This window comes from Chitinophaga sp. 180180018-3, assembly GCF_037893185.1.
In the GTDB taxonomy this organism is placed as follows: domain Bacteria; phylum Bacteroidota; class Bacteroidia; order Chitinophagales; family Chitinophagaceae; genus Chitinophaga.
The window spans coordinates 7,837,814-7,863,590 of record NZ_CP140772.1 but is presented as its reverse complement, the minus strand read 5'-3'; the positions used below and the strand labels follow the sequence as shown (position 1 = coordinate 7,863,590).

Here is a 25,777-nt window from a genome sequence, read left to right as displayed (position 1 = left end):
ATTACTGCTGTCCTGCTTCTTTCTTCGCGTCGTTCTTCATCTTATCGTTAGCAAAGATGGAGAATTCACAACGACGATTGAGGGCACGGTTTGCATCAGTATCGTTAGGCACTTTCGGCTGGGATTTACCATACCAGAAGCCCTGGATACGATCCGCTGCAATACCCTGCTGTTGCAGATAAGCAGTTACGCTCTTTGTTCTTCTTTCTGATAATTTCATATTGTACTCATCTGTACCACGGTCGTCGGTATGACCTTCAACACGTACATATGTATCAGGATACTTGTTCAATATGGCAGCCAGCTTTTTGATGTTGTCCTGTGCAACAGCAGATAAATCGGACTTGTCGAAACCGAATAAAACACCGGCGTCAAAAGTAACGTTAATACCTTCACCTACACGTTCAACAGTAGCATTGGGTACTTCGTTCTTGATTTCCTGCGCCTGCTTATCCATTTTCTTACCGATCAGCGCACCACCAGCGCCACCTAAAACAGCACCGATAATTGCTCCTAATGCAGTATTACCTGCCGCTTTACCAATGATAGCCCCTGCAGCAGCACCACCACCAACACCAATTGCAGCACCTTTTTTTGTATTATCCGCGCTCTGCCAGGTTTTACAGCTGAACAACATGGTTACAGACAAGACCGAAGCTACCAGAACATTGAGTTTTTTCATCATAATAATTTTAGACATGAAGATTTTTTAGCATTAATTCTGTTAACAAAATTAACTGAAAAATTGGTAAGCAAATATATTGCCAACTGCTTTTTCAGTCGCAACTTATTGATAAATAAAAATAAACAGACAGCAAAAAAAGCGCAAGTCAAAAACACATGATAGTAATCTCCTATACAAATAAATTGCACCTGTTTGATAACAACGGAAACCGCCAAAAAGATTAACCGAGCAGATTTTTTAATAACCCGCCAATTCCTCCACTCTCACCCTGCTGTTGTTGCTGCTGTTGAGCCCCATTGGAAAGCAGGCTGGTAAGATCACTCAGATCTACTTTACCATCACCGTTCTTGTCGAGGCCACCAGACAGCTGCCCCAGTATGCTCTGCAAATTGAGGCCCTGTGCAGATCCACCGGTAAGAGAATTCAGGATACCATCCAGGCTGAAGCTGCTGTTATTGGGGTCGTTGGTTTTGTGAGCCAGAGATCCCAGCACAGTAGGGATAAGGGAAGTGGCCAGCTGTGTAGCAGTTCCTTTATCCAGGTTAAACTTTTCCAGGAGCGTACCTACCAGGTTATTTGAAATATTGCTTACTACCGGGTTGTCGGCAGTTGCACTCTGGGTGCCACCCAATAATCCAAGTACGCCTTCAGTGTTGCCATTGGCCAGTTCCTGCTGCAAACCTGAAGCGATAGAAGAAGTGGCTGCGCCGATCACGGCGTCATTGTGTTCATTGGGAACGTCAGGATTGTTTACAACAGCTTCCTGTGCATGTTCCTTAACGAGATCCAGTAATTGCTCTAACATTTTGGAGATGATTTAAGGAGGAAAGTTACAATTTTAGTGCAGCGGCAAATACCGCGTTGCTAAATGTAGCATATTTCGTGCTAAAGGAGCGGGGAGGGGTAGAGGAGTGGATATTTTTTTTGGGGAAGACGGGAGAAACAACAGATGGGCAAAGCAAACGGAGCATTTATTAATTTTTCTTAAATTATCCCGTTTGCCCTGCCCTGCCGGCCATCAGCTGCCCTGTTTCAGCTTTTCAGCATTTTCGGCAAACTGCAGGGCCTCCACCATTTCTTTAATATCGCCATTCATGAAAGCATCCATGTTATAGATGGTCATACCAATACGGTGATCCGTTACGCGCCCCTGCGGATAGTTATAGGTACGGATCTTGGCAGAACGGTCGCCGGTTGATACGAGGCTTTTTCGCTGAGATGCAATGGCATCCTCGTGCTTACGAACCGCTGCTTCATAAATGCGTGTACGCAGCATTTTCATCGCTATTTCGCGGTTGGAATGCTGGCTTCGGCCTTCCTGGCACTCCACTACCACGCCGGTAGGGATATGCGTCAGCCTCACCGCAGATTCGGTTTTGTTTACGTGCTGGCCACCCGCACCGGAAGAACGGAAAGTATCCATCTTAATATCTGCTTCCCGGATATCTACGTCCACTTCTTCTGCTTCCGGCAATACCGCCACTGTTGCAGCCGAGGTATGTACCCTGCCGGATGCTTCCGTTGCCGGTACACGCTGTACACGGTGCACGCCGGATTCAAATTTCAGCGTTCCGTATACATCATCGCCATTCACTTCCAGCACAATTTCCTTATAACCTCCCACTGAGCCTGGGTTCTCGTTCAGCAGCGAGGTAGTCCATCCTTTCAGCTCGCAGAAACGGAGATACATGCGGAACAGATCTCCGGCAAACAGGCTGGCTTCATCTCCACCGGTACCTGCGCGGATCTCCAGGATGGCATTCTTCTCATCCTGCGGATCTTTCGGGATCAGCAGGTTACGGATCTCCGCTTCCTGAGCAGTTTTCTGCTCCTGTAATTCCTCGGTTTCCGCCTTCGCCAGTTCGCGCATCTCTTCGTCGCCACTGTCCAGTACTTCTTTGTTAAAAGCAATATTATCCAGCGTTTTCCGATAGGCGTCGTAGGCCTTTACTATCTTTTCCAACTGACGGTATTCCTTACTGAGCTGCCCGAATTTCTTGTTATCGCTAACTACTTCAGGATTGGTAAGTGCCATGGATACCTGATCGAATCGACCTTTTATAGCTTCCAGTTTGTCTATCATAATTATATTTGACTTTTGAGTTCCTGCCTCCATACAAACGGCAGGGTCATCAATCGGGTTGCAAAATTAACACCATTAACTTAATTAAAGAGCAGGTAATTGAAACAGATCAAATTAAAAGGAACGGATATATTTAATGGCCATGAGCTGCTGGGTCCCGGGAAAGTACTCATACTGGAGGAAAACGGCGCTGTGGCGGGTATTGTTCCGGAAACTGAAGCCGGCGAGGGGGTACAACAACTGAACGGCATCCTTTGCCCCGGCTTTGTAAATACCCATTGCCACCTGGAATTATCCCATATGAAAGGAGTGATCCCGGAAAAAACCGGCCTGCCCGCCTTCCTCACCCAGGTCATGCAACAGCGGAATAACGCCACGGCCGACCTCAATGCCGCAATAGACCTGGCAGAGCAGGAAATGTGGGAATCCGGCATTGCTGCCGTGGGCGACATTTGTAATGGCACTGCCACCCTGATCAAAAAACAACAGGGCCGTATGTATTACCACTCTTTCGTGGAATGTATGGGGGTAGCCGATGCCGGCGCCACAGGGCGGTATACCTACAGCCTGGATGTGCTTCAGTCATTCCGGGAAATAGACGGTTCCCGCCACCGGTGCACCATCGTTCCTCATGCCCCTTACTCCGTAAGCGCCACTCTCTTCAAATTACTGGCGGATACACCGGGAAATTCGCCTGTCAGCATTCACAATCAGGAAACAGCCGCCGAAAATGAGCTCTATCAGCAAAAAACCGGCGATTTTCTTAATTTCTACCGGCAATTCGGCATGGACGCCAGCGGATTCCGGTCCTCCGGCACTAACAGCCTGGAAGCTTACCTTGGGTATTTCAACGGCAACAGGATACTCCTCGTACATAATACTTTTACAACCGAAGCAGACATACAGGCCGCAAAACAACTGGATGTGGATGCCTGGTGGTGCCTCTGTCCACAGGCCAACCTCTATATTGAAAACAAACTACCGGATATTGCCATGATGAGACGCCTTCATTGTCCCATCACCATTGGCACCGACAGTCTGGCCTCTAATCATTGCCTGTCTATTTGGGAAGAAATAAAAACTATTCGCAGGTATTTTCCGGAAATTCCGTTGGATGAAATGTTACAATGGGCTACTTTTAACGGCGCTAAGTTCCTCGGCATAGAGGACACTTACGGCTGTTTCGATCCCGGGGCTACACCCGGTGTTCTATTGATTAACCATGAATGCACCAGAATTATTTAGCTGTAAACTATGAATTCATTTCTGAACCAGGTAATTCTTGATAATCCCGTACAAGACTACCTCATTCTTATCGGCGTCTTATTAATTGTATTTTTTGTAAAGCGGTATATTTCTAAAGTGGTAGCTGCAGTGCTGTTCCGGCTGGTCAAACACTGGTCGCCCAGCATAGACCAAAAAGACTTTGTAAACCTGCTGCTGCGGCCCCTGGAATACTTTTTCCTGCTGGTTGCATTCATGTTTACCATCGACCGGTTTACATTTCCCGGTATACTCAACATACATGTATACAACAAAACCAGACTACAGGATGTAACCAATACCTTGCTCGCCCTGGCGCTGAGCATGAGTATTATCTGGATCATCCTGAGGCTGATCGATTTCATTGCACTGGTACTCCACAAAAAAGCAGAGCTGACGGACGACAAAACAGATAACCAGTTTATCATTTTCTTCCGCGATTTTTTCAAGGCAATTATCTTTATCATGGGGGCTATTGCCTTTATCCGTATCCTTTTCGGCGACGGACTGGTAGAAAAGATTATTGCCGGTCTGGGGATAGGTGCTGCAGCCCTTGCCCTGGCTGCCAAGGAAAGCATTGAGAACCTGATTGGCTCTTTCATCATCTTCTTTGATAAACCGTTCCGGGTGGGCGATAACGTGAAAGTAGACGCCTGGCAGGGTACTGTGGAAAAGATAGGATTGCGGAGTACCCGTATCCGTACGTTGGAAAAAACCTTTGTGACAGTGCCTAATAAAAAGATGGTCGACAGTATCCTCGATAATTTATCCCGGCGCACGCAGCAACGGGTGGCGATGAAACTGGAGCTGGGCACGGATACACCGGCTGAGAGCCTGTTATCCCTGCTGAAAGACATCCGGCAGTACCTGAAAAGCAATACGAATATACTGGATGGTTTTGTCGTTAACCTGAACGACTTTTCCAAAGACACTTATATTATCCAGATCATCTTCAATACTTACATCATCGATGGTGGCCAGTATGCAGCACTAAGGGAATCCGTAAACCTGGAAGTGATCAAAATGCTGGAAGCACGTAGTATCAGGCTTCCCACTACTTCCACCAATGTTAACATAACAGACAACAGGGCTACAGGGAATCTTTAGCTTTAAGTAATAACAGGAAGACCTTAGCAGATCATATCAATCGCTAAGGTCTTCCTGTTATTACTTAAAGCTAAAGGCTATTCGCTATCTTTTTCTTTCTTTTCCTTCTTGCTGCTGCTCAGCAGAATACGGGAAATATCCGCTTCAATAGACTCTTTAGGAGTGCCTACGATACGGCCTTCTTCTTTACCATCTTTGAATATAATGATGGTAGGCAGTTTCTTTACTTTATAATCTACCGGAGCATCTGTTTCCAGCTTGTGATCAGCGGCAAACATCACTATTTGTTCTTCCGGGCTGCCACCGGTGATCATCACTTTATACAGCGCCGGGATTACTTCGCGGCTCGCGTCGTCCCAGCTGCTCATTACCACCACCATATTGAAGTTGGAGCGGTTGGATTTAATATAATTGAGCATATTTTCGTTGGGCTGGTAGCTGTTCACCCCTTTATAGAACCAGCTAGTGGATGGGTCATTCATCAGGGTCTTCATATCTATTTTACCCTTCAGTTCCTTTTCATTCTGTGCCCACGCCATGGACGAGAATAACAAACCGCCACCCAATAATAATGTTTTCAAACGCATAATGATGTTTTTATAATTGATCTTTCAGTTCCGTCAGGAAACCCCTCACCTTCAGCAAAGCTTGTACCATTTCAAAGTTCCGGGCTGCGAGCTTATGATCTTCCTTCAGCTTTTGTTTGGCCCCTTCGATGGTATACTTTCTTTCTCTAAGTAAATGATAAATCAGTTTGAGATGGTGGATATCCTCCTGCCGGAAAAGGCGATCGCCTTTGCGATTTTTTTTGGGTTGCAGTATGTCAAACTCATTTTCCCAATAGCGTATCAATGAAGTATTCACCTTAAACATGGCAGCCACTTCACTTATCGAATAATACTGCTTATCCAGTGCCAATTTATCCAATTCCATAATCAAATCCGGATCTTCCGATAACTCTTTCAATGATTTACGTCCCCGTTTTTTCCCGGGTGCACCGGGAACTACTGCAGCTTTCTGGCTGCCTGCCTTTACTTTTACTTTAACTGGTGCTGTAGCCGCAGCTGTTGCTTCAGGATGCGGTATACCAGATGTCGAAAAAAGGTCTAGCTGGTGCATCGTAGTAAAAAACAAGGGTGACAAATATCTTTTACGAAGATGAAGTTAAGCTTTTAGCCTTTAGCTTTTTGCTTTTAGACCCGTTTTTTTGATCACCTGCAACTTTTCCGCTTTTCTTAATGCCTGAAAATTAACAAGTAAGGACTATTAATCGAACGACTGGTTACCCGACCTTGCCATTTTCAGCATGCGATCGAACTGCTCGGGGGTCAGGTCGTTGAAGAAGAAATAAACCGGGTCTACTTTATCTCCGTTCTTAATTACTTCATAATGGCAGTGCGGGCCGGTAGATTTTCCGGTGCTTCCCACCCATCCAAGCACATCTCCTCTCTTCACCGTCTGGCCGGCTCTTACCTTCATGCGCAACATATGGCCATAAAGGGTTTTATAACCATAACCATGGCGGATGATCACATGATTACCATATCCTACGTCGCTCAGGCTGGCCTCTTCTACTGTACCATCACCGGTAGCATAGATAGGCGTACCGCTGGGAGCCGCAAAATCGAGTCCTGCATGATATTTCATGGTTTTATAGATAGGATCTATACGGTATCCGAAACCGGAGGCAATGTGTTTCAGGTCTTTGTTAGACACAGGCTGTATGGCGGGGATAGAAGCCAGCATCTGCTGCTTGTTCTTTACCATCTTGTCAATTTCCTCGTAGGAACTCTCCTGCGCCTTAATACGGTTAGTCAGTTCTTTCAGTAAAACGGACGTTGAAGCTATAATGTCGGCGCTGGCGAAAGACTGCAGCTGGGCTGCTTCTTCATCCCGTTTGATCTTTCCCATGCGGGCACTGTCCGGAATAGGGGACGCCTCAAATATGACACGGTAAATTTCATTGTCCCGGTCTTCCAGCTCGGCGAGTTTACCTTTCACCTCTTTCATCCGCCCCTGTAACGCATCATATTTTTCCTTCATGCCTTCCAGATCCCGGCGTAAGGATTTTTCTTTCGGGGAATCCACTACGCGGTACGCCACAGAAAGGAAAATAGCTCCCGTTACAATAGCGGCGGACACAAATCCGAGTATCCGCAGGATCTTTACCCTTAGAGATACAACGAGCTTCTCGTATTTTAAAGTTTGAGTGTTGTAAAAATATTTAACCTTCTTCATGCACCAGGGTATACTTTCTTTAAGCACGTCATAGTGCAGTGAACGCTATGACAGCTATTTTATTTTCATGAGGGCAAACTTATGGATGCTTTCGGCTGGCATTTTTTCCCACAGAACTATTTTGCCGGGTAAACACAACCTGTTTTGCATAATCATACAGGTTTCGATATTTTTGCACTCCCCTTAACACGGCGGGAAAATAAGGCGCACAAACCTACTGTAATTAGATTAAAACGTCAACCTTTTGAATGTCAATTTTCTAACTACTTTTATAAGGGCTTGAAACACAGTAGCAAGCCGGAAGTTGGTCGAAACGCCATTATAAGATAAAAAATACATATTAATTCGCATCAATATTTATGACAGCATCTGAAATAAGACAGCAATTCCTGGACTTTTTTGCGTCTAAAGGCCACCAGATTGTCCCATCTGCCCCCATCGTTATAAAAAACGACCCTACCCTGATGTTCACCAATGCGGGTATGAACCAGTTCAAGGATTATTTCCTGGGCAACCGCGTTCCTCCCCATACCAGGGTGGCGGATACGCAAAAATGCCTGCGGGTAAGCGGCAAGCACAACGACCTGGAAGAAGTAGGTATTGATACTTATCATCATACTATGTTTGAAATGCTCGGCAACTGGAGCTTTGGCGATTATTTTAAAAAAGAAGCCATTGCCTGGAGCTGGGAGTTGCTGACGGAGATATACAAAATCCCGAAAAACAAACTCTATGTCACTGTTTTTCAGGGAGATGCCAGCGAAAACCTGCCTAAAGACGAAGAGGCATATAACTTCTGGAAAGAACATATTTCTGAAGATCGTATCCTGCTGGGTAATAAAAAAGATAATTTTTGGGAGATGGGAGATACCGGACCATGTGGTCCCTGCTCCGAGATTCATGTGGACTGTCGCCCGGATGCCGAAAGAGCGCAGGTAGACGGTAAAACTCTCGTGAATGCTGATCATCCCCAGGTGATTGAGATCTGGAACAACGTATTCATGCAGTTTAACCGGTTAAAGGATAAATCGCTGGAGCTGTTGCCTGCTAAGCACGTTGATACCGGTATGGGCCTGGAGCGCCTGGTAAGGGTATTACAGGGTAAAACCTCCAACTACGATACCGACCTTTTCATGGGTACCATTCATACCACAGAAGGATTGACCGGTAAAAAATATACAGGCACAGATGATAAAAAAGATGTGGCATTCCGTGTGATCGCTGATCATATCCGGGCCATTTCCTTTACCATTGCCGATGGCCAGCTGCCTTCCAATACCGGCGCCGGCTATGTGATCCGTCGCATTCTCCGCAGGGCGGTGCGTTATTACTTCTCCTTCCTGGATGTGAAGAAACCATTGCTGCACGACCTCGTACCCGTGCTGGCAGCGCAGTTCTCACATGTATTCCCGGAACTGCAACAGCAGGTAGACTTCGTGACGAAAGTGGTGTTTGAGGAAGAAAATAACTTCCTCCGTACCCTGGAAAGCGGCATACGTCGTATGGAAGACTATATCCGGAATGCAACAGCAAAAACTGTGGATGGCAAAGCAGCATTTGAGCTGTATGATACCTATGGTTTCCCTTATGATCTTACCAGCCTCATTGCTGCAGAACATGGATTCACAATGGATAAGGTAGGCTTTGATGCAGCTCTTCAGGAACAGAAAAACCGCTCCCGCGCAGCCACAGAACTGGATATGGGCGACTGGGTGATACTGGACGAAACTCCTAACTCGGTTTTCGTTGGTTACGAAGAACTGGAAAGCACCACCAGGTTGCTGAAATACCGTACAGTGAAAGCAAAGGGCAAAGAGCAGTTCCAGCTGGTACTGGGCCAGACTCCCTTCTATGCTGAAAGCGGTGGCCAGGTGGGAGATACCGGCACCCTGCAATTCGGCGATGAAACCATTCATGTTACCGACACTAAAAAAGAAAACAACCTCACCATACACTTTGCAGACAAGCTGCCAGCACAGCCAGCAGCTGCTGTAAAAGCGCGTGTAGACAAGGATAAACGCCACAACACAGAGCGCCATCACTCGGCAACGCACCTGTTACATGCGGCATTAAGGCAGGTATTGGGTACACACGTAGCCCAGAAAGGCTCCCTGGTGAATGCGGAAGCCCTCCGTTTCGACTTCTCTCACTTCGCCAAAGTAACCGATGAGGAACTGGCGCAGATAGAAGCCATTGTAAACAGGAAGATCCGTGAGAACATCCCGGTAGTGATCCGGGAAATGCCTAAGGAAGAAGCGCTTAAACTGGGCGCTATGGCACTGTTTGGTGAAAAGTACGGCGATGTGGTACGGGTAGTGGTGATCGATCCGGCGTATAGTGTGGAACTTTGCGGAGGTACGCATATCAGCTCTACCGGTGAATTGGGAATATTTAAATTTGTTTCCGAAGGAGCTGTGGCAGCAGGTGTTCGCCGCGTTGAAGCCGTTACCGGCGCCAGGGCCGAAGCATTTGTGAATGAACAACTGCAACAACTTAAAGACATAAAAGCTGCTTTGAAGAATCCGAAGGAGCTGGTAAAAACCGTTGAAACCCTGCTACAGGACAAAACTGCGCTCGAAAAACAGCTGGAGGCAATGGAACTGGAGAAAGTAAGGGCGCTGGCTGCCGGATTACGCGGAGAAGCTGAACAGATCAACGGAGTAAACTTCCTGGGCCGTATAGTGAACGTCAGCAATGCTGAAGGTCTGAAACAACTTGCCATGCAGCTGAAAAACGATATTCCGGACCACGTGCTGGTATTCGTTGCAAACATAGGCGGCAAAGCCAGTGTAGCCCTGAGCATCGATGAAAAACTTGTTGCAAGCAGAGGCTGGGAAGCACCCAAACTCATTAAAGAACAAATCGCTCCGCTCATCAAGGGCGGCGGCGGCGGTCAGAAATCCTTCGCTACCGCCGGCGGTCAGAATATTGACAAACTCGACCAGGTAGTAGCCGAAGTAAAGAAAGCTATCAGCCTGTAGTGGTGAGTCATTAAGTAAATGCAGTGGAGATCATAATATGCTGATATTGTGATCTCCACTGCGTTTTATGAAAGGCCAACCGCTTTTTTTAACTTTTCCTTTCCTGCTCTGCCCTTTATTTTTGCTGCATTAGCTTAAATTTAACCAACAAAACAGTAAAGTAATATGACCAGGTTACTTCAAATTTTCGCGCTGGCGGGTATTTCGTGCTTTACTATGAGTACGGTATCTGCACAAAGCAAAGAAGCTCCCAAAGACAAGCTGGGGGAATTCGATGAAATTGTGATCAAACATAAAAGTAACAAAGATGGTAAGGTGACGGTGGAGATCAGGGATGGTGATATACTTGTTGACGGGAAAAAGATTGACCAGTATGATGATCCGGACATTTCTGTTTTCCGCAGGAAAATAACACCCCGCGATGGAAATGTTTTTAGCTTCGACAGCAACAATCCGCAGGATCGTTTCAATCTTTTCAATGATGAAGGCGACGACAGCGCGCCTGTTACCATGAATAAGGCCATACTCGGCGTGATCACAGAAAAACCGGTGCTGCCGGCGTTACCGTGAAATCAGTAGCCAAAGGCACTCCGGCCGATAAAGCAGGGATTAAAACAGGCGATGTTATTACAGCTATTGATAACGAAAACATCAATGAGCCTGCCCAATTGTTTGAGATAATCGGTAAACACCAGCCAGGCGACAAAATAACGGTAACGTACACACGAAATTCAAAATCCACTAAGGCAGCTGTTACACTCGACGAAAGAAAGGATCTGGGCGGAGGCTCTTTTGGTACCTATCCTGCGGTTCCCGGATTTCCGAAAAGCGGTCCACGCAGCTTTACATTCCCTTCTCCGCGCGGCCGCCAGGGCTTCGGCGACGGATGGTTTAACTACGAAGATAATGGGGTAAAACTGGGTTTACAGGTACAGGATACTGAAAATGGAGATGGAGCGCGGGTAATAGACATTGCAGAAGGTTCACCTGCAGCCAGTGCAGGATTTATGAAAAACGATGTTGTGCAGGAACTGGGCGGAGCGGCGGTTAAATCTGCCTCAGATCTGGCCAGAGCATACCGCGAAAACCGCAGCAAAGGCATTTTACAGGCGAAGGTTAACCGCAACGGAAGTCTAAAAACAATAGATATTAAAATACCAAAGAAGCTTAATAAAGCAGATATATAATCACACTGCAGGCAACCGGGATTTGTTATCATGGGATGTTATTCATCTTCCGTAACAAATCCCGGTTTTTTATTGCCTATTTCATAATCATTTTCAGCATTTTCAGTTTATCCTTAAATGGTGGATATTTCACTGGTACATCCAGCCAGGTGGCTGTTTTCAGCATTCCTTTCTGATGTGTGAATGTATCAAAACTGTATTTTCCGTGATACCGCCCCATGCCACTGTAACCCGCCCCGCCAAAAGGTAGTTCCGGATTGGTCAGGTGTACCAGGGCATTATTCACACAACCACCTCCAAACCGCACGTGATCTATGATCATTTTCTCCGTCTTGCTACTCTTGGTAAAAATATACAGCGCCAGCGGGTAAGGCAGTTGTTTGATCGCCTGGATGGCCTGTGGCAGCTCATTATAAGTAAGTATGGGTAATACCGGACCAAATATCTCCTCCTGCATCACCGGGTCGTTCCACTCCACTTCATCGATCAGGGTTGGGGCTATATAAAGTTCGTCTCTGTTCAACTGTCCGCCGTGCAGGATATTCCCTTCCTTCAGGTAACCCGCCACTGTATCAAACCGACGGGCATTAATCATCCGGGCATAATCGGTGCTGGTGGCCGGATCAGCTCCAAAGAACGCCGTGATAGCACTCTTCATTGCTGCCACCAATTGTTCCTTCACCCGCTGATGCACCAGCAGATAATCAGGCGCCACGCAGGTTTGCCCTGCATTCCAGAACTTCCCCCATATAATTCGTTTGGCCGTTACCGTTATATTCGCGGTTTCATCCACAATACAAGGCGATTTTCCACCCAGTTCCAGCGTTACCGGCGTCAGGTGTGGCACCGCCATTTCCATGATCTTTTTGCCCACGGGAATGCTGCCGGTGAAAAATACATGGTCGAAACGGAAGCTCATCAACGCAGGAATCACTTCCATTCCATCTCCTTCCACCACGGTAACATAAGCAGGATCGAAAGTATCCCTGATCAGCTCAGCGGTTACTGCGGCCGTATGTGGCGCCATTTCCGATGGTTTGATGATAGCACAGTTTCCACCGGCAATAGCCCCTAACAACGGGCTGATAAGCAACATAAACGGGTAGTTCCAGGGCCCGATGATCAGCGTCAATCCGAGAGGCTGTTTATATACCCGGCTGCTACTGGGATATGCGGTAAAGGGAGAAGTAACTACTTCCGGCTCCATCCACAGTTTAAGTCCTTCGAGGATATAAGTGATCTCCTCATATATAAATCCGACCTCACTGCTATAAGCCTCCAGTGGATGTTTATGCAGATCCGCATGCAGCGCGGCCAGTATCTTATCTTCATACTTCCTGATTCCCTTCTTCAGGCGCTTTAGCTGCGCTTTCCGGAACGAATAGGGCAAAGTAGCACCTGTATCAAAATACGCCTGTTGCGCCTGATAAAGCTGACTTGCCTGGGCCTTACTGATCATAGGAAAGAAATTTTTAACTTGATGTCAGTCTCAATTTAGCGATTTATTGGCACCAGATAGCCTGAAATCCCGGTATTATTTGAATATATTTGTGGCAATCAGTACGGAATATGAGCGATATATACAGCAAATATGAAACAGTGATCGGCCTGGAAGTGCATGCACAGCTGCTTACAGAGAGTAAATTGTTCTGTAGCGACAGTGCTGCCTTTGGCGGTGCTCCCAATACGCATATCAGTCCTATTACGATGGGGCATCCGGGCACCCTGCCGCGGATGAACCGCAAAGCAGCCGAATATGCAATAAAACTGGGACTGGCCTGCCATTGTGAAATCGAGAAAGATAACTATTTCGCCCGCAAAAACTACTTTTACCCGGATCTGCCCAAAGGCTACCAGGTATCGCAACATACTGCTCCCATTTGTAAAAGTGGCTACGTCAGCATCACTACCGATGCCGGTACCCGCGACGTAAAATTAAATCGTATCCATCTGGAAGAAGATGCCGGAAAGCTGCTGCACGACCAGGATCCGGAAAACAGTTATGTGGATCTTAACCGTGCCGGTGTACCGTTGGTGGAGATTGTAACTGAGCCCGACATTCACAGCAGTGAAGAAGCCTATGCTTACCTGACGGAAATACGGCGGCTGGTTCGCTACCTGGGTGTTTGCGATGGTAATATGGAAGAGGGCAGCATGCGGTGTGATGCCAATATTTCCGTGCGGCTCAAAGGCAGCACTACGCTGGGAACGAAGGTAGAAGTAAAAAACATGAACTCTATCCGCAATGTAAAGCGGGCTATTGATAGCGAAGTAAAAAGGCAGATAGATCTGATAGAAGCTGGTGGTACCCTGGTACAGGAAACACGGAGTTTCGATGCGTCTAATGGTAGTTCTTTTTCGCTACGTTCCAAGGAAGAAGCTAACGACTACCGATACTTCCCCGAGCCAGACCTGGCGCCGTTCAGACTTTCAGACGAATTCATTGATGGCATCAGAGCCACGCTACCTGCACTTCCGGAGGAGCTGGTACGGAAATACACTACCGAATTCGGTTTGCCGGAGTACGATGCCCGGGTGATATGTGACGATAAATCCACTTCAGATTATTACGAAAGCCTGGTTGCACAAACCAGTCAGTATAAAGCGGCTGCCAACTGGTTGCTTGGTCCGGTTAAATCGTGGCTGAATGAGCATTCAGCCGATATCAGCCGGTTCCCGGTAACGCCGGCAGCATTGGCAAAACTGATTGCCCTGGTAGATGCGGGGAAAGTCAGTTTCTCTATTGCCTCTTCCCGTATATTGCCGGAAATGATGCAGTCGTCCGCAGAGCCGCTGGAAATAGCCACCAGTCTTAATCTGCTGCAAGATCACAATGCAGATCATATTTCGCCGCTGATAGATGAAGTGCTGGCAAAATATCCGGATAAAGTTGCGGAGTTCAAGGGGGGCAAAAAAGGATTGATGTCTCTCTTCGTTGGTGAAGTGATGAAGCTCTCGAAAGGTAAAGCGGATCCCCGCCTGACCAACGAGCTGCTGGCTGAAAAATTAAAGCGTTAAACACCCGTCAGAATGAATGTTCAAAAACATAGTAGCATGAAAAAATACTTATTATGGGCGGCCGCCGGTTTGTTACTGGCTGGATGTGCCGGAGAAAAGGAAAAAGGGGAATTTAAAATAGAAGGTCATCTGAGTAACCTTCCCCTGGGTACTGTAGTCCTGGAAGAATTAACGCTGGATAATGTAAAAACAGTAGATTCTTCCAATGTAAAAGACGCCAGCGGGAAATTTACGCTGAAAGGTATGGTGGCTGAACAGGGCTTATACCGCATCCGCTTCAATAATGGTAAATTCATATTACTGGCGCTGGATGCAGGCGATATGAAGGTAAACGGAGATATGGATAAACTGGAAGATCTGAAGATCTCCGGTTCTGAAGCCACTTCAGAACTGCAGCAGTTTATGAATGATATCAGCAAACAATCTGTGGCATTGACAGCAGATATGCGTAAACTGGACAGTTTGCATGGCAGTGCCCCTGACAGTGTATTCCAGCCGCAGGTAGCTGCTTTCCAGAAGAAAGAAAAAGATTTCGAAGAAGGCTTTTTCATCATGGCAGATAAAACCAAGAACCCCGCCAATGCAGTATTTGCAATCAGTCAGGTGAGCAAGGGAGAGGCCATCCTGGAGCACAAACAAGTGATCGCAAACCTTACGAAGAGATTCCCTAAGAATATGCTGGTAAAGAGCATGACCGATAAAATTGCAGAACTGGAGAAAAACCAGGGCGGGGGAGATGCCGGCAGCGAAGAGCCTACAGCAGTGAAAGTAGGCCAGGTAGCACCGGATTTCACTTTACCAGATCCTTCAGGCAAAATGATCAGCCTGAGTTCTTTCCGTGGTAAATATGTGCTCGTGGATTTCTGGGCCAGCTGGTGTGGACCATGCCGCCAGGAAAATCCGAACGTAGTAAAAGCCTATCAGCAGTTCAAGGGAAAGAATTTTACCATTCTGGGAGTATCGCTGGATAAAACAAAAGATAAATGGCAGGAAGCTATTAAAGCCGACGGACTGGCCTGGAATCATGTGAGCGACCTGAAGTTCTGGGAATCAGCGGTAGTGCCTTTATATGGTATTAATGCGATTCCTACTAACTTTCTGCTGGATCCGCAGGGAAAGATTATTGCAGCGAATCTGAGAGGGCAGGCGCTGGAAGAGAAGTTGAAGGAAGTGTTGAAGTGAGTATAGGTTAAAATAAAAAAGAAAGGCTGCTTCTTTAGAAGCAGCCTTTCTTTTTTATGGTCTCAAAAATTATTACTATTGTTTAGTATCCCACCAAACACGTTCTGTCATTGCACCTGGTTGCTGTGGTTGTGGATTTGTCTCTAACTCGCTACCTGGATATAGAAATCTGCGGGGAACGGCCTTCATATTGAGGTAGGCATTATTGGCTACATTCAATACTGGCAAATTAGTCCTGCGCCAGTCGTTGAACGCCTCAATTGATAAAAAGTTAGAAATATACTTTTCTGTCATTATCACATTGTAGGCATTTGCCGCAGTCAGTTTACAATTGGCATCCAGGTAATCTGCCACTGCCTGGCTATTAGGATCTAATCCATAACGGGTCATCGTAGCTTTCACAGCATCATCCAGTGTAGACTGGGCGGCACTGAAACCACTTTTAAGATAAGTTGCCTCAGCTTTGATAAATAAAAGCTCATCATATGTACCAAAGAAAACAGTCTGGTCAGCAGCGGTAAAGAAATCACCAACACCAGAAAATTCAGCAACCTGTCCTTCTGAGACGCCATTTACATGCCCCACATACTCTCCTGCCTCATTGGTAGTTGCCATTACCTCCAAACGAGGATCCTGGCTCTTCTTAAGCATATCTATCAGTGTTGCGGCCATAACCGTGCTTCCCCAGTTGTTAATAAACTGGAACCATGGTGCTTCATTTCCGGAGGTGGTAGCAAACTTTACTCCGGCATTGTAACTGGCATCCGGGAAACTCTTGTCTACAGCAGCCAGTGCATCATCAATACGCGCAGTACGTTTGCCATCCGGAGCGTTAATCAGACGGAGTGAATATCTCGCTTTGAGCAACCAGGCAAATTTAATCCAGTGATCTACCTGGGTTCCAGCGCCGGAAAATTTACCATATACCAGATCTTTGGCATCAGGTTTCACAACACTCGTATTGGCCCCCTGTAAAAGCTTAATAGCATCATCCAATAATGTAAAAATTGTCTGGTAAATACTTTCCTGAGAATCATATTTCGGAGTGATATTATCCAGACCCTTAAAACCATCAGAGTAAGGAACCGCATTCCATAGATCAGTTGCATGCGCGAGGTTGAATGCAATCAGGATTTTGGCGATACCTTCATAATGAGCATGACCACCGACATTAGCCTGAGCTTCTAACATTTTCAGGTTTTTCAATGCTCCCGGATACAGATTGTAGGCCCAAGTGTTCTCCCAGTCTGCCGCAATTACCTTATAAGATTCCCAATTAGGCTGGGTCTGCATATACGATAATTGCTGAGTCCAGAAAGACGTTACTTTCGCCGGGAAGCCGCCGGAAATATTAAAGGCATCCTGGATCTGTACCCCGGCCAAAAGCAGGTTATCATCTACTTTATCTGCGCCGGCAGGATCTGAGTTCACGTCAAGGAACTTTTTACACCCAGCTCCAGCAAATAATATTACTCCGGATATGATAGATATAATTATTTTCTTTTTCATCATAGCTTGGTTTAGAAAGTTAATTTCACTGTTGCATTAAACGATCTGGTGCTTGGCGTTACGTAGTTGTAGAAACCTGCCGCATTTCCGCCAACACCATAAGTACCCAGTTCAGGGTCTGAACCTGTGTAGCTCTTATCATGGTGTATCCAGAGGTTACGACCTGCTACAGACACCATAGCAGCCTTAAATGGAGTACGTTTCAGCAATTTTTCGCCAAGGTGATAAGCCAGGGTAACGTTTCTGAGCTTGATGAAAGAGGCATCCTGGATCAGGTTTTCATCAGCACTTCCCCATGAGTTTTGCCAGTAGTTCTGGTCTGTTTTAATAGCGGTTGTGTTGGGTTTACCATCACTAACCCTCACCCCTTCAATGATTGTTGTACCTTCTCTGTTCGCTGTCAGCTTACTGGTACCATAATAAGTCAGATAATATTCATCAAAGTTGATGATTTTGCCGCCAATACGGGCATCCATGGTCAGGGACAAATCCAAACCCTTATAAGAGAAGGTATTGGTCAGACCGCCGAGCCAATCTGGTTGGATGTTTCCAATACCTTTTGATGTGGCCTGAATCGGGTATCCCTCATCGTCAATTAACTTTTGTCCTTTATCATTCCTAGCCCAGCTGGTTCCCTTGATGGTACCATATCTGTCGCCGGCAATCAGGTAAACACCAGGAGTAGTGAAGCCTCCGATCTGGATAGCATTCACACCTTTAGTAAGACTTACAATCTCGCCATTATTTTTGGAGTAATTAACTGCGATATTCCAGTTGAAATCCTTTGACCTGATTGGAGTTGCATTTAAAGTTATCTCAATACCCTTGTTAGTAAACTTACCAGCATTTACAATAGCTTTCGTGTAACCAGAGCCTCCGGATACAGAAGTTTCAAATATCAGGTTGGTACTAACCTTGCTATACCAACTGGCTTCCAGCCCTATGCGGTTATCCAGCCATTTGGTTTCTAACCCTACCTCAAATTCCCTGATCCTTTCTGGTTCCAGATCCCTGTTTCCCAGTATATTATTCAAGGAAAAAGCATTGGAACCATTGAGCGGAGGAATAATCTGATTATTGAAATCATCAGAGATCGAGGATTTATAGAATTTTGTACTTGTCTGATAAGGAGCAGCATCATTACCAATAGATGTGTAAGCTATTCTTAATTTACCAAACGATAATGCCTTACTACCTTTCAGTCCATCTAATTCAGAGAATATAAAAGCACCTGTTACAGAAGGATAAAAATAAGAATTGTGGCCTGGACGGAGAGTAGAAGACCAGTCATTTCTTCCGGTTAAAGTTAATGATAACGTCCTGTTATATTCCAATACGGCCTGTGCATATACGCTTACCCTTCTTCTGTCATAGTAATTTTTGCGGGAAGAAATAGTGAGGCCATTAGAGATATCATATAATCCATCTACAGACAAACCTATACCTTTTGTTAACAGATCAGTATAATGCTCAGAAATAATATTGTTACCGACCATTACACTCAGATCAAATTTTCCCCAGCTCTTACGTGCATTGGCGTAGAAATCGTGGTTCACCTGTGTATTATTAATAATCTGGTCAAACACACGTCCATTTGGGAAAGCGGTTCCCAATGAGCCTTTTGCTTCATGGAACTTGCGATCGTCTGCATAAACATCTGCGCCGATTCTTTCTGTAAAAGTTAACCAGTTCAACGGGGTATATACCAGGCTCACATTCGGGATAAAACGATGTACATTCATGGAAAGGCCAGTATTATCAGCAATCCAGAATGGATTGTTTGAACTTTTTCTAAACATGCGCTGGCTACCATCCGGATTCAGGTATGGCTGGAGATCATAACTGACCGGAGTATTGTAAAGTATAGACAGATACGGCGTAGTTGTACTTCCGCCATTACCTTCCACTAAACGATCATTCTTTGAATCAATATAGTTCAGGCTGGTGGTAACCGTGAATTTATCCGTAAGCTGACTGGAAAAATTAGCGTAAAGTGAATTACGATAGTAGTCTGTGTTCCGGGTTACACCTTCTTGTCTAAGGGAGCTATAAGACAACAGGTAGTTAGATTTATCAGTAGACCCTGTTAAGCTTAGGCTGTTATCCCAGGTTGTACCTGTTTTAAAGAAATCCTTGCGGGGATCATATTTTTTCAACGGCTGTCCATCCAGTTTGAAGGTATCCATTCTCGGGCCCCATGACTGAGAGGTCTTTTTGTCGATACCATTGTAATATTTACCATCAATACCTTGTGCCCATTGAGTCTGAAACTCCGGCAAGATGGGTTTGTCAATATTTACACTGGAACCTACTGTAACACTTAAACCTTTTTTCTTTAAGCCGGTTTTGGTAGTGATAATCACTGCACCACCTGCAGCTCTTGAGCCATACAATGCAGTTGCAGAAGCTCCTCGCAGGATATTTACGGATTCGATAATATTCGGATCGATGTCAATTCCCCTGTTAGCGGAACCGCCGCCTACCTGAATAGGGTCATCATCACCAACAGCAATCTGATCATTGCTGATAGGCACACCATCCACTACAAATAAGGGCTGGTTATTACCTGTGAGTGAAGCCCCGCCGCGAATTACAATTTTAGTACCTGCACCAGCAGTTCCACTGGAGCTGCTGATCTGCACTCCAGCAACCTTGCCCTGCAAGCCACTTAGAAAATTCACTTCCTTAGATTGGGTAATTTCATCTCCTTTTACTTCCTGAGTAGTATATCCGAGTGTACGTTTCTCCCGCTTGATACCAAGAGCCGTAACAACTACTTCACTCAGATCTTTATTATCTATTCCCAGTGAAACATTGATAACGCTTTGAGCACCGGCAGGTACTTCTTTGGAAGTATACCCGATAAAAGAAAAAATAAGTGTGGCATTTTCCGGCACTTCAATTTTATAAGAGCCGTCGTTGCTGGTCAGTGCACCTTTGCCAGTACCTTTGATGCCAACAGATACACCCGGCAAACCCGAGCCATCTTTCGCATCCGTTACCTTGCCACTGATTAGCTTTGTTTGTGCAAAGGCCTGCACAACACCGATGGTCACAAGTAACCATAAGAGTAGTCCTCTTTTCATAAGCAATTTAGATTTGTAAAATATTTGATAGTTAACTTATTGGATCATTCGCATACTTATTCCTGGTAATTTTAATTTTCCGGCATTTCTACAGCTCTGTCAACAACAATAGTTTCAGGGTCCGGAAACAATCTTCTAAAGTGGATTAAACAGTAAGCAATATAGTCTCACAAGCACTACTAGTCAGAACCTCTATTGATACATGCATTTTAGATTTTGAATTGTTAATTTTTATTTAATTATTCGGCAATATAGGAAAATTAAAAATATTTTTCCCTATTACTACTCCAAATACTCTCAAAAATTGAAATGGGTTACATGCAATAATTGATAATAAAATCTCAATACAATCTAATATTGTCCGGAAATTTCTGTTATAACGTTAGCTGCGCCTGCAACTATTTTCATTTTTTATCTGGAAAAATTTAACATACATCTCCCTGATATCATCTTATCCAGCTTATAAAAAAACAGGAGGCGCTCTGTTTCCAAAACGCCTCCTGCTATTTAATCATGATAACTTCGTACTACTTCTGATATCCGGGATTCTGCACCATTTTAGGATTAGCATCCATTTCCGCTTGCGGAATCGGATATGCTACCCTAAAATCATCTGGCTTGGTTTCCCTGGTAGGGAGCGCATTGGCATCGGAGATAAGACGTGTACCATTTTTACGGAACAGGTCAATCATTGCAAAGCCTTCACCAACCAGTTCCAATCTTCTCTGCTTTACAATTTCGTCACCAATATGAGCTACATCTGTAAACGGATCCAAACCACGTTTAGCTCTCAGCATATTTATATCATCCACTGCGTTCTGAAACTGCTTCAGTTCAACATATGCTTCTGCACGATTCAGTAATACTTCGCTGATCCTTACGATACGGGTGTTCACCATTCCATTCTGGTTCTGAGCCGGGTTTCCGGAGAACTTCATCAGATAGTTGCTGCCATTAAGAAGATATGTCTGTGCCCTGCGGGCATCTTTCTGATCCAGTAACGCCATAAATCCATCGCTTAACCTCACATCTCCATAACCACTCTTAGCACCGTTACCAGCTGGTATATAGATGTAACCGAAACTGTTTGTTCCCAGTCCGTCAGGAGTGAGAAAACGCAGAGAAAAAATCTCTTCAGAGGTAGCCCCATCTGAATTGAAAGCGTCACCCACAGCAGCTGCTTCATATAAAGGATATTTACCTATCAGCTTGCTGGCTTCATCTACTACTAATTGCCACTGACCTGTATAAAGATAAGCGCGGGTCAGTAATCCGGTGGCAGCATCGCGGTTAGCCCTGAAAATATTTGCAGCTTTATCTTCTGATTTTCCGGCGGGGGCAGATTTCTGTGCCTCTTTCAGATCAGCGATAATAGCATCATATGTTTCTTTCAGGGTACTACGGCCTGGTTTATACGTTGCAGGCGCATCCAATGACTCCGTTACCAGTGTAATACCTGAATTAGGCGCTGTTGGGTTAGATGTAACATTCAGATAAGGTCTGGTATACCTCTTTGCTATATCCATCTCCGCCAACGCACGTACGAAATATGCTTCGCCACGGATAGAAGTGGTCTGGTCGTTTTGCGGCAATTTATAAATCAGCGCATTCGCCTGGTTCACTGCCCGGTAAGCATTCAGGAAGGTATTGGTTTGTGGCGAAACCAGCGCGGTGTAATTCATCTGAAATTCCGTGATGAACCTGTTGGAGTTCTGGGAAGTAATTTTCAGGTCATTCCCACCCAGATCAGATACTACCAGGAAATCGCGGCCATAGTATTCCAGGGCCTGCATACGCTTGTACATACCATTTGCAAGAATACGCGCGTTTGCTACTGTTACAGCATTGTCGCCATTCAGGGACGACAACGGCTCCTGGTCCAGTTTACTGCAGGCAGAAAACAAACCAGCTGCTGCCAATGTTAATATGGAGAGTTTTGTATGTTTCATATGTTCTCTTAAATTTTTTATGTCCCTCAATTACAAGCCTACACTAATACCAAATGTAAATACCCTTGATGTCGGATAACGGAAGAAATCCGTACCTGCGTTAACATTCGTCACTGAAGCGGTACTGGTCGGAGAAGCAGGATTGGTATTCAGATCCGGATCCCATCCTTTGTACGTCGTAAGGGTAAACAGGTTCTCTGCCTGTGCATATACCCGTACATTCTGCAGTTTTGTTTTCGTGATCAGTGCTTTAGGAAGGTTATAACCCAGGGTCAGGTTTCTTAACCTGAAATAAGATATGTCTTCCAGGAAACGGGTTGAAGAAGATATAGAGTTGGTACCGTTACCCCAGATAACTTTTGGACGATCTGCAATGTCTCCGGGCTTTTTCCAGTAGCTGCCTGCATCTTTTGCCTGATTGGCAGAAGTGTTATTACCATCACTTTCGATGTTGGCGCGGTTGGAGTTATAAGCTTTATTACCGTAGCTGAAGGTAAAGAATGCTGTCAGATCAATATTCTTGTAGCTGAATTTGTTAGTGAACCCACCGGTTACTTTCGGTAGCAGCTGGCCAACATACTGCCTTACTGCTGAATTGTAATCCGATGTTGGCTTACCATCCTGTCCCAGCCAGGTAGCTGATCCTGTCTGAGGATCTACTCCTGTCCAAACAGGCATATACCATGAACCAAATGGCCGGCCTACTTCAATTCTCTGACGGGTACCGGAAGGAATGAATTGCTGATCTCCCAGAGATAATACCCTGTTCCGCAATGTTGCAAAATTCAGATCAGAAGTCCATTGGAAATCCCTGGTTTTGACAGGAATACCACCGATAGTTACTTCAAAGCCCTGGTTAAGCATTTTACCAACGTTCATATTGATAACGTCATAACCAGAAGTCATTGACAGCGGCAACTGCATCAGCAATGCTGAAGAGCGCTTGTCGTAGAAACCAACAGAACCATATAAACGTCTGTTTAACACACTTACATCAAGCCCGATGTCAAACAGGTTTTGTTTTTCCCAGCTCAGCGAACTATTGGCTGGTTGTTTCTGGAAAGCAACTGATTCTCCATTATACTGGCCTTTCAGGTCATATAATGATTGATAAGGATAATCTGTGAGTCCTTCTGCATTCCCCATGATACCATAGCTGGTACGCAGTTTCAGATCATTCAGCCAGGAAATATTCTTGGTGAATTCTTCTTCAGTAATTCGCCATGCAGCACCCACAGAGTAGAAATTACCATAGCGGTTATTTTTAGGGAAACGGGATGAACCGTCTCTTCTGAAGCTGGCACTCAGAAAATATTTTGCTTTGTAATCATAGTCTGCTTTACCGATCAGGCCATGGAATGCATAGGAAGTTTCATCTCCCAGCGCTTCTTTAATATTAGCGCCCACACCTGGAACCTGCGCGGCGCCATTCGGGAATCCTGTTTTTGTAGTCAGGTTCCATATGCGGTTCTGGAAAGAATATTCGTTACCAGCCAATAAACGGAAGCTGTGATCTTTACCAACATTGAAGTTGTATGTCAGCAACTGCTGGGTAGTGTAAAGCGCTACGTTTGTATTGGCATTAGTCAGGAGTCCAACATAACTGCGGCCATCGTAAGAATCCGGAGCATACCATAGCTTTTCACGAATGTTAGTTAACTCCGCATTTCCTCTTACAACAAAACGCAAACCATCCAGGATATTGTATCCTAATGCTACGTTGAATACGGTCTGGGTGTTGTTATTCTTTCTTACATTCTTTGAAACAGTATGAGGGAAGTTACCACCCAGCAAAACAGGTATGTAAGTTTTCGGAATATCCTTAAAAGCAGCCCAGCTGTTACTTCCTGGCTGGCCGGCGGAATAACCGTCGTAAAGATTTCCCTGATCGTCACGAACCGGGATATAAGGCACGTTAAAAAGCGATCCCAGTAAAGGAGAAGAGTAGGAGTTACCTGCACCTGCATTGGTCTGATCTGTATAAGATCCGCTCACTTTTGCGCTCAGATCAAATTTCTCATTGAATTTATGATCTACGTTCAGGCGGCCTGAATAACGGCTGAAATCGGAACCAATGATAATACCCTGCTGTTTGAAGTAATCGCCGGAAGCGTAGTACTGAGTCTTATCACTACCACCGCTCGCGTTGATGCCATATGATTGGGTTTTACCGGTACGGAAGGCTTCTTTCGTCCAGTCTGTATTTATATTAGCCAGATAATCAGGACGCATAGCGAGTATATCCGCATCAGTGAATGCAGGCGTACCATCTTTTTTAGTAGCATTCTTCAGCGCTTCCCGTTGATAGGCCAACAGTTCTGATGAATTCATCATCGGGATTTTATGCGCCAGGTTATCAAAACCATATTTCGCATTAAAGTTGATGCGGTTTTGTCCTTTTTTTCCGGTTTTGGTAGTAATTACCACCACTCCGTTTGCACCACGTGCACCATACATCGCAGTAGCATTCGCATCTTTCAGGATACTTACATCCTCAATGTCAGCGGGGTTCAGGTTTGCCAGGATGTCCTGGGTAGGGGTGTTCTGAGTGAAGTCACCAGAAGAAACCACGACCCCGTCTACTACGTACAACGGACTGGTACTGGCTGAAATAGAACCCACCCCACGAACACGAACTTCTGTCTTAGCTCCAGGCTGACCGGAGTTGGTAGAAACCGCTACTCCTGGTGCATTACCCTGCAGCATCTGATTCACGTCCGGTAACGCGATGTCGTTAATTTTGGCTCCGCTGATCTTGGAAGCAGCAATTGTACTGGTAGCCCTTTTCTCCATGGTATAACCGGTAACCACCACTTCATCCAGACCTTTGGAATCAGATTTCAACTTAATGTTCAATGTAGTGGCGCTTCCCACAGGTATTTCCCTGGTTTCGTAACCAATGAAGGAAATAATCAGCACATTACCGGCATCTGCCTGTAATGTAAATCCTCCTTCCGGACTGGTAACAGTTCCACGGGATGTGCCCTTTACCTGAATGTTGGCTCCCGGAATAGCGGAGCCATCTCCTGCATCAGTAACTCTCCCGGTTACGGCGCGACTTTGCGCAAAAACCTGTCCGCCAAGGGATAGGACGGACAAGAGGAGAAATAAAATTTTCCTCATAAGCAATTAATTGATTTTGTTGCGAACCTTAAAAAAATAACCTGTTACCAAGGGCAAAACCCCTGATTCATTTGGTTTCCGTCATTTCTTTTGATCAAAATATCAAATGGATAAACTACAGCTGAAGAGTCGGTCTGGCATAGTACAGACTTTGATAAATTCTAAAAAATGATTACCCTTTCTGAAATTTATTCAATGAAATCAGCAAGAAGTAACCAACTTCTTTCTCATAAGCAATATCCTTAGCAAAAACTTTAACCAAGGTTCAAATATAAACTTTATTAACAAAAAATTAAACTCGTAAAGTTGGCGATAACGTTTAGATAACAAGTTTTTAACTTTTCATTAACTTATTAAATTAACAAA

General features: G+C 45.3%; 18 protein-coding genes. 7 read left to right on the top strand and 11 right to left on the bottom strand.

The annotated features are described in order from the left end of the window. Window position 1: 1 nt before the first annotated feature. From UNH61_RS31150 to prfA, 3 genes are all read right to left on the bottom strand, one after another. A complete protein-coding gene (locus tag UNH61_RS31150) occupies window positions 2-700 on the bottom strand; it encodes an OmpA family protein (protein WP_326995936.1) in 699 nt (232 codons plus the stop codon). Window positions 701-905: 205 nt separating this feature from the next. Continuing rightward, window positions 906-1,490 (bottom strand): hypothetical protein, encoded by a 585-nt coding sequence (locus UNH61_RS31145; RefSeq protein ID WP_326995935.1) that lies wholly within the window; start codon window positions 1,488-1,490, stop codon window positions 906-908. 213 nt (window positions 1,491-1,703) lie between these two features. Further along, window positions 1,704-2,768: a peptide chain release factor 1 gene (prfA, locus tag UNH61_RS31140; protein ID WP_326995934.1), complete on the bottom strand. Its 1,065-nt coding sequence runs from the start codon at window positions 2,766-2,768 to the stop codon at window positions 1,704-1,706. 99 nt (window positions 2,769-2,867) lie between these two features. Here prfA and UNH61_RS31135 point away from each other — a divergent pair, with 99 nt between their 5' ends. Further along, window positions 2,868-4,013 carry an amidohydrolase family protein gene (locus tag UNH61_RS31135; RefSeq protein WP_326995933.1) on the top strand — a complete coding sequence of 382 codons (1,146 nt, stop codon included), beginning with the start codon at window positions 2,868-2,870 and terminating at the stop codon, window positions 4,011-4,013. A 9-nt stretch (window positions 4,014-4,022) separates the two neighbouring features. Further along, window positions 4,023-5,138 (top strand): mechanosensitive ion channel domain-containing protein, encoded by a 1,116-nt coding sequence (locus UNH61_RS31130; RefSeq protein ID WP_326995932.1) that lies wholly within the window; start codon window positions 4,023-4,025, stop codon window positions 5,136-5,138. Between the two features lie 77 nt (window positions 5,139-5,215). Here the strand turns inward: UNH61_RS31130 and UNH61_RS31125 are convergent, their stop codons facing one another. The 3 genes from UNH61_RS31125 to UNH61_RS31115 form a co-directional block, all read right to left on the bottom strand. After that, complete coding sequence (locus UNH61_RS31125) at window positions 5,216-5,725, bottom strand: thioredoxin domain-containing protein (protein ID WP_326995931.1); 510 nt, start codon at window positions 5,723-5,725, stop codon at window positions 5,216-5,218. A 10-nt stretch (window positions 5,726-5,735) separates the two neighbouring features. Then, a complete protein-coding gene (locus UNH61_RS31120) occupies window positions 5,736-6,257 on the bottom strand; it encodes a MerR family transcriptional regulator (RefSeq protein WP_326995930.1) in 522 nt (173 codons plus the stop codon). Between the two features lie 147 nt (window positions 6,258-6,404). Then, a complete protein-coding gene (locus UNH61_RS31115; protein ID WP_326995929.1) occupies window positions 6,405-7,376 on the bottom strand; it encodes a peptidoglycan DD-metalloendopeptidase family protein in 972 nt (323 codons plus the stop codon). A 359-nt stretch (window positions 7,377-7,735) separates the two neighbouring features. On the opposite strand from UNH61_RS31115, the gene alaS reads away from it, so the two are divergent. From alaS to UNH61_RS31100, 3 genes are all read left to right on the top strand, one after another. Continuing rightward, window positions 7,736-10,357, top strand: a complete 2,622-nt coding sequence (alaS, locus tag UNH61_RS31110) for an alanine--tRNA ligase (protein ID WP_326995928.1) — start codon at window positions 7,736-7,738, stop codon at window positions 10,355-10,357. Window positions 10,358-10,522: 165 nt separating this feature from the next. Further along, window positions 10,523-10,927, top strand: coding sequence for a hypothetical protein (locus UNH61_RS31105; RefSeq protein ID WP_326995927.1), 405 nt, complete (start codon window positions 10,523-10,525; stop codon window positions 10,925-10,927). Beyond that, complete coding sequence (locus tag UNH61_RS31100) at window positions 10,924-11,544, top strand: PDZ domain-containing protein (protein WP_326995926.1); 621 nt, start codon at window positions 10,924-10,926, stop codon at window positions 11,542-11,544. The genes UNH61_RS31105 and UNH61_RS31100 overlap by 4 nt, the downstream gene beginning before the upstream one ends. Window positions 11,545-11,620: 76 nt before the next feature. Here UNH61_RS31100 and UNH61_RS31095 read toward each other — a convergent pair whose 3' ends face one another. Then, window positions 11,621-13,003, bottom strand: a complete 1,383-nt coding sequence (locus tag UNH61_RS31095) for an aldehyde dehydrogenase (protein WP_326995925.1) — start codon at window positions 13,001-13,003, stop codon at window positions 11,621-11,623. Window positions 13,004-13,113: 110 nt separating this feature from the next. Between UNH61_RS31095 and gatB the strand changes: the two genes are divergently transcribed. Continuing rightward, window positions 13,114-14,562 carry an Asp-tRNA(Asn)/Glu-tRNA(Gln) amidotransferase subunit GatB gene (gene gatB / locus UNH61_RS31090; RefSeq protein WP_326995924.1) on the top strand — a complete coding sequence of 483 codons (1,449 nt, stop codon included), beginning with the start codon at window positions 13,114-13,116 and terminating at the stop codon, window positions 14,560-14,562. Between the two features lie 36 nt (window positions 14,563-14,598). Further along, the gene (locus UNH61_RS31085) at window positions 14,599-15,744 is read left to right on the top strand and encodes a TlpA disulfide reductase family protein (RefSeq protein ID WP_326995923.1); all 1,146 of its coding nucleotides are present in this window, start codon (window positions 14,599-14,601) and stop codon (window positions 15,742-15,744) included. Between the two features lie 75 nt (window positions 15,745-15,819). On the opposite strand, the gene UNH61_RS31080 is transcribed toward UNH61_RS31085, so the two are convergent. From UNH61_RS31080 to UNH61_RS31065, 4 genes are all read right to left on the bottom strand, one after another. Continuing rightward, window positions 15,820-17,175: a SusD/RagB family nutrient-binding outer membrane lipoprotein gene (locus UNH61_RS31080; protein WP_326995922.1), complete on the bottom strand. Its 1,356-nt coding sequence runs from the start codon at window positions 17,173-17,175 to the stop codon at window positions 15,820-15,822. 89 nt (window positions 17,176-17,264) lie between these two features. Further along, on the bottom strand, window positions 17,265-20,339 hold the full coding sequence (locus UNH61_RS31075) for a SusC/RagA family TonB-linked outer membrane protein (protein ID WP_326995921.1): 3,075 nt from the start codon (window positions 20,337-20,339) through the stop codon (window positions 17,265-17,267). A 527-nt stretch (window positions 20,340-20,866) separates the two neighbouring features. Then, window positions 20,867-22,288 carry a RagB/SusD family nutrient uptake outer membrane protein gene (locus UNH61_RS31070; protein WP_326995920.1) on the bottom strand — a complete coding sequence of 474 codons (1,422 nt, stop codon included), beginning with the start codon at window positions 22,286-22,288 and terminating at the stop codon, window positions 20,867-20,869. A gap of 30 nt (window positions 22,289-22,318) precedes the next feature. Next, window positions 22,319-25,411 carry a TonB-dependent receptor gene (locus UNH61_RS31065; protein WP_326995919.1) on the bottom strand — a complete coding sequence of 1,031 codons (3,093 nt, stop codon included), beginning with the start codon at window positions 25,409-25,411 and terminating at the stop codon, window positions 22,319-22,321. Window positions 25,412-25,777 lie beyond the last annotated feature (366 nt).